General features: G+C 58.9%; 5 protein-coding genes. All 5 read right to left on the bottom strand.

Annotated features, from left to right (window positions below; translation table 11 throughout):
* Nucleotides 1–40 precede the first annotated feature (40 nt).
* Nucleotides 41–787, bottom strand: a complete 747-nt coding sequence (locus Cco03nite_RS41535; protein ID WP_203699554.1) for a DUF4145 domain-containing protein — start codon at nucleotides 785–787, stop codon at nucleotides 41–43.
* Nucleotides 788–1,307: 520 nt separating this feature from the next.
* Complete coding sequence (locus Cco03nite_RS41530; protein ID WP_203699553.1) at nucleotides 1,308–2,033, bottom strand: DUF397 domain-containing protein; 726 nt, start codon at nucleotides 2,031–2,033, stop codon at nucleotides 1,308–1,310.
* 86 nt (nucleotides 2,034–2,119) lie between these two features.
* Entirely contained in the window at nucleotides 2,120–3,595 is a 1,476-nt protein-coding gene (locus Cco03nite_RS41525; protein ID WP_203699552.1) for a hypothetical protein, read from the bottom strand.
* Nucleotides 3,592–4,194 carry a hypothetical protein gene (locus tag Cco03nite_RS41520; RefSeq protein ID WP_203699551.1) on the bottom strand — a complete coding sequence of 201 codons (603 nt, stop codon included), beginning with the start codon at nucleotides 4,192–4,194 and terminating at the stop codon, nucleotides 3,592–3,594. The genes Cco03nite_RS41525 and Cco03nite_RS41520 overlap by 4 nt, the downstream gene beginning before the upstream one ends.
* A gap of 742 nt (nucleotides 4,195–4,936) precedes the next feature.
* Nucleotides 4,937–5,167 (bottom strand): hypothetical protein, encoded by a 231-nt coding sequence (locus Cco03nite_RS41515; protein WP_203699550.1) that lies wholly within the window; start codon nucleotides 5,165–5,167, stop codon nucleotides 4,937–4,939.
* Between the last annotated feature and the right edge of the window lie 419 nt (nucleotides 5,168–5,586).

Below are 5,586 nucleotides of genomic sequence, written 5' to 3'. Positions count from 1 at the left end.
GGCTGAAGTTAAGCACTCTGCTTCCGCCAGCCCAGTGAGCTCACGCACTGGTCAAGGTCGTTCCTTCAGCCGAGTGCCCGACCTCCACTGGAGCGTCGGAATTCGTGCCCACCGCATGAGGGTCAACCCCAGACGGGCTGGTGGAGGTCGCCGGAGCCTGCCCAGCCGGCAGCGCCGTTGACCTGCTTGCGAGGCTTTGCTCCATGCGGCGCGTCTTGAACGCCTCGTACTTTGAGGTGAACACGTAGAGGTAGTCCAGAAGTGCTTCGGCAAGTTCTAGTGCATCTCTCGCGTCGTCCGCCGTGATCCGCTCGCCCGAGTGGTGAGCTCCGTCATTGCGCAGTGCACGAAGCCCATGGGCCCACTCAAGGAGACGTTGGTCGATGGCACCTGTTGCCGCTAGCCGCTGCAGACCAGCCTGCAATGGCTTAGAGGTCACGCCCTTATCCACGCATAGCGCCTCCAGGCAACGCCCAACCATGACGGTGGTGGCGCGATATGCCTTGGAGCTGTAGCAGGTGCGCGCCTCCAACAGCTCACCGCGAATTGCTGCAGGGATTGCCGGATTGAGTGAGCGAGGGCCGTGCGGCCAAAGGTTCGTGGCGGGGCCCCACCCCCGCTCGTAGTCGTCCGGCGTTTGGCTTACGAGCGACGGGTATCTGCAGTGTTCGCAGATGATCAGCGACAGCAGTTCCGGTTCGTCATACTCCGAAGGCTGAACACTGCCGTAGACACGGGCCGCAGACGGCTGGCTGCACCAGGCACAAAGCGTTCCTAAGGTCTCCACGACAGTAATGGTGCAGCGCGCTTTGCACCCGAGCCATAGAGCTTTCGGACCGCTTCCTGGCAGTGCAGGCTCTGGGTGCAGGCTCCGCACTGTGTGAGCAGGTATTGCCCGCAACTTCGTGCAGCTGGCCGGGTCCATAGAGGCAGAAGCAGGAAGGCTGCCCAATTAGAAGATCATCTTGACGCTTCAAGGCGGATGGAGCGGGCGAAACGCCCGCTCCTGGACTGGGCCCGCCGCAGCGTTCGAATGTAAGGCGGTTGCTGTACAGCAGCGAAGTACAGCAACCCCGCCGTCCGTCGCTGGCCGAACCCGATCATGGACGTGCTCGGGACGTCGTCCACAACCAGTGCTGGCCGCGCCGCAAGTAATCCGTAGGTTCAGGGTTCCGGCAAAATGCCGCCGGGCCCTGCCGCGACGAGTCGTGCCAAGGTATGACCGCCCCCGCTTGACGTCCATAGGAGCATCGGGGAGCTAGGTCTCTACTGGCAAAGTTGCGGACCTGTACGTGACTAATCCAGGGCTACGTATCCGTCGCCGACCCGGCTTTGACGTTCGATGATCGGGTCACGTCCCGTGCTAATGCCAGGGAGTCCCACACCTTGTGCGGATCTTTAAACATGTCTGGGTGCTGTGTGAACAAACTTTGCTCGCCCATCGATAGGGTGCGAGCCAACACGATCGGTCCGCCGTCCTGATCGGTCTTTACTACCAGCAGCGTGCCGATCATTACGCAAGCGTTGGGAACCTCGGCAAGGCTTTCGAGCAGTCGAGCAACAGCCTCACTGATCTTTGAATCTCGCTCTGCTTGCGCGAGGTCATGCTTAAGCATCGGAGCGTTTGCCGCCTTGCGCATACCCTCGTCGACCATGTCCCGCGGTAAAAAAAGTCGAGCAAGTGCACGACGTATAAACGATCCCCGCTCGTCGGTGCTGTCGTGTACCCGAAGCCCAAGCGCTTCTGCGAGATCGTCAACTGCTAAGAACACCTTGTGCGCAACTCTTTCGTCCTCGGTGTCCAGGTAGATCAAAACTCGGGTTTCCGCCGGCGCAGGTGGGACTTGGGTTTCTGTCAGCCCAGGGCCGTCGAAACGGCCTTCTTTGGCGCTTTTTAAGAAGGCGGCCCACTCCTCGCGCGTGAAGACCACCACCGGATCGCCGGAAGAACGAGTTAGACGCACGGAATCCGGCAGTACTTCAATCGACAGAAGACTGCCAGTGTTACGGGCGGCGGTCGGTTCAGTTCCCACCGGGACCTCCAAGAGTGGGCTGAATGGATTCGTTCACTATAGGAAGTCGGTTCAAAAATCGTCTACTTTGATGACGGCGCGCGGCATTATGACTCTGTATCAGTCCAGTAACCGTCGGTGTCCGAGATTTGGGCGAGTTCGTTCAAGAACTCAACGATGTCTGTCTGGCCGCCACTGGCATAATCCGCGAATAATGCTTCGAGCTGCTCCCGCTCGTCCGCGTTCAAGTCCTCCATCATTGCAAGAGCAGTGTGGACAAGGTCTGCCAAAGGAAAGATTGCCGGACCGCGTCCAGTCGCTGTCCGCGACTCAAAATCACAGCGCAGCGTGCGCGGGCCGATCGAGACCGATGCCGCACGTACCCAAACTGATCGCCGGCTGCGAAGCGTGCCCATAATGGCGTGCAAGGTATCGTCGCGTGTTGCGTTTAACTCCGACTCAAATGCCAGTTTCCAACTGTTTCCCGCGAGGTCGACCTGTTCCAAGTTACGGCCGAGGGAGTCGGCCCGCCGCATGAGTTCGTCACCTGTGATTCCCTGCTCACGCGGGGCTTTCACCTTAACGTCGTCCGACCGCTCCGCAACATACGCAGTAAAGCGCTCACCGGCCAGGGCTAGCATTCCACGATCCCGAGTCCACGCAAACCGGTGATTCTGTGCGCTGAACAGCATGTTGTCGTGCGACAAGATTCGGCAAACACGTGCGCGGAGGACGTCAAGGTTGCCCTGAATAAGGTATTGAAAATTGGGGGAGCTTGTGACTACATCCATTCGAGCAAGCCGCTCAACGGTCAGGTTCCTGCCGACACGACGCCAGAACGTCGGATCGTCGAAGTCTGCAAGTTCCAACAGGAATCTGAATGCGTCGTCTGGCAAATCACTTGTTACGTCGCTCCGGCCGGGAAACGATGTCGGGGAGCCTCCTGAGCCGACCCACACCGCTTGTAAGAATTGCCCCAGCCGTTCGCTGGACTTCCGGTCAAACGAACGGTCTATTACTTCAGCAGCGCGAGCTGTGGACTCAGGATCAGCGCGGAGTGCGGCTTCGTATCCGTGGCTAAACGCATCAGCGATGCTGGTCCCCTCGTCTTCGTCAACCACGCCACGGCCACCCTGAAGCAGGGCGGCTGAGGCAAGTTGCACAACGGGATGACCCACACGTTCTTGACTCACTGCGTCGAGCCCAAAGGCACTAGTGACGAGCGTATTCGATTGTGCCGCGACGTTGCTAAGACGACCGTATCCGGTCACTTGACTATCGACATCACCCAAACTGAACAGCACTGGGTGCTTGTCGCCGAGAAGGTCGACATCATCGTAAAGCCGACGCGGATCGGGGTCGGTCCTAATGAAAAGATCTCGGACTCTGTTATCCCCCGACCAGGTAAGCACTAGGTCAGGCGCGAACGTGTGATTGAAGTAGTCAGTGAAGGTTACGCTGACACGCGGATCGGCAAAGCGGATCTCCTCGACTACTGCACGCTTTATCTGAGCGACGTTGTCGCGTGCATCCTGGCCCGATCGCGCGTACTCGAGGCGGGCGCGGAAAGTCTCTGCCCTCATGGTCGTCCGCCCCTCGTTTCGTGATACAGGATAATTGCACGATCTTCGTCAGTTATGACTAACTTTTCCTGCTTCTGGCTCAACACTAAAACCCAAAGCTTATCGGCAACCCCGCCGCAGAGGTCGTCGTCAATCCACGCCTTCGCATCCTCTTCGGAGGAGCCATCGCCCAGGATTCTATTTCGCTGCTCGGTTATACCTTTGCGGATTAGGTCGGGAGTACAGAGTTGAGTCCAAGAGTCGACCAAGAAGGGGTGCCAGGTGATCCACATAAAGTGATCAGTAATTGCATTGTTCAGTTTGGCTGCGATGTAACACTTTGCGAGGTACTCCCGATACATCGGGCCAAGGCCGCTCGGAGTGTTGTAGTTCTTTACCTCGGCCATGAACATCGAGTTGGCGAATTCGCCGCCTTTGAGTACGCCGCCCAAATCGAATGAGAACTCGGTGCCAGAACTGGGCCAGTTGAAAGTAAGCTTCTTGGCCGCACCCGGATCTGTGTTAAGCCATGACTGACTAACGCGGGTCGTAGAGTCGAGCCATCTCTTGGCCCGGATCGCCCCTTCTCGGCCGGCATCATGAAGCGCTTCACCTGGCATCCTCGGATCGTAGCCATTGACTCAACGAGTCGAAACCGTCACAGAAAGGCCCTGACGACACCGAACGGATATCGACCTAGTCCGATCAGCCGATGTTCGGGAAGCCTGACGTATGTATCCGCGGTCGAGGGTCGCCACTTTGCCGTAACCCAGTGGGTGTAACGGCGTCTCCGTGGCGAGAGGGTGAACGTAAGATCGCATAACTATCACATATGAAGCAATGTGTCAATGCTCAGATTCTTCGCTGGTTCAGCCACATTCAGCGCGACAGTTACTCTCTGTAGTTGCAAGTGCGGTGTTGTTGGTTACTCACAGTCCAGGCCGGACGTATGTCAAGCCAACTTTTTGGCAGCCTGCGTGGACGGCTCCTGCTGCCGGCGTTGCTCTAGATGGCTGTGATGACTGTGTGTGCTGTGACTGGCAAGCGTTGTTTTTGGTAACTACGGTGGTCACGGCACCCTTGCTGTTATCACGATGAGGGCAGTTCAGGCCTAATGAGCGACATAGTTAATGGAGCCGCCGCGGCGCTCCGAATAGTGCGCCGGGCGTGAACTGCCTTCGCGGTGACTGTATAGTCGTTCCGTACTTGACGCATCAAGTGTGAGATCAGTGCAGCAGACTTGATTACGTTCAGTGACTGTCAGCGAAGTGAAGATAGCACTACTGTCGGCAACAAGACAGAAGCGTTGACAGGACAAAAGAAAGTCGGCCAGGGCGGGAACCCTGGCCGACGCTCAGGTGACTATCGGCGCTTGATGATCCATGCCACGATCACGCCGGTATCCACCGCGAACAGGACGACCTCCGCCCGTTGGCGGAGGTCGCTCCCTTCGGGGAGAAAGTTGATCCCCGTAGTAAGCCCTGGTCGCAGGCTCATCCACCGTTCGAGCAAGTTCGACTCGTTCGGCGGCACTCGGTCCGGCTCCTGGCGTTGACCGTTCGGCTCGCCAGGATCACGACGTTCAGCGCTCACGTTCATCCTTCCGGGACCGCGCGCCCGGGGGCACGCGGAGGGCCACCGGGATTGGTGGCCCGGCTTGGGGTCGGTGGGGACCGACCGCCCGGAGAGTGCACGTGATCTTGCTGAACACCGAGAATGAGCTTCGGTCGATGATACTGACGGTGGTCGTCACGACCGCGCGCAGGGTCCCGTTGCGGCCCAACGGATTTCGCCGCCGACGATGAGCAGGCACTTTGGATATCTCGAAGCCGACTTGCTCGGGTGGCCCGTCACGCCGCGTGCAGCCCAACCGCCCCTTAACATGGCGAGCCAGCCGGGCTGAAGTCTGACCCCAGCCCGACCCCAGCGCTGAGCGACCGGCGGCTCGAAGGTGAACGAGGCGACCTGCCGCCGGTACGGCGGACGTTGATCGATGGTGCGCGAACAGGGGT

The sequence above is a fragment of the Catellatospora coxensis genome (assembly GCF_016862635.1).
GTDB lineage: Bacteria > Actinomycetota > Actinomycetes > Mycobacteriales > Micromonosporaceae > Catellatospora > Catellatospora coxensis.
Note: the sequence above shows the minus strand (reverse complement) of the source record. Positions and strands in the feature narration are given on the sequence as shown.

Excerpts from the sequence above, each read along its gene's own strand:
- Cco03nite_RS41520 (WP_203699551.1), bottom strand. The coding sequence starts at position 4,194 with ATGCCAGGTGAAGCGCTTCATGATGCCGGCCGAGAAGGGGCGATCCGG.
- Cco03nite_RS41525 (WP_203699552.1), bottom strand. The coding sequence starts at position 3,595 with ATGAGGGCAGAGACTTTCCGCGCCCGCCTCGAGTACGCGCGATCGGGC.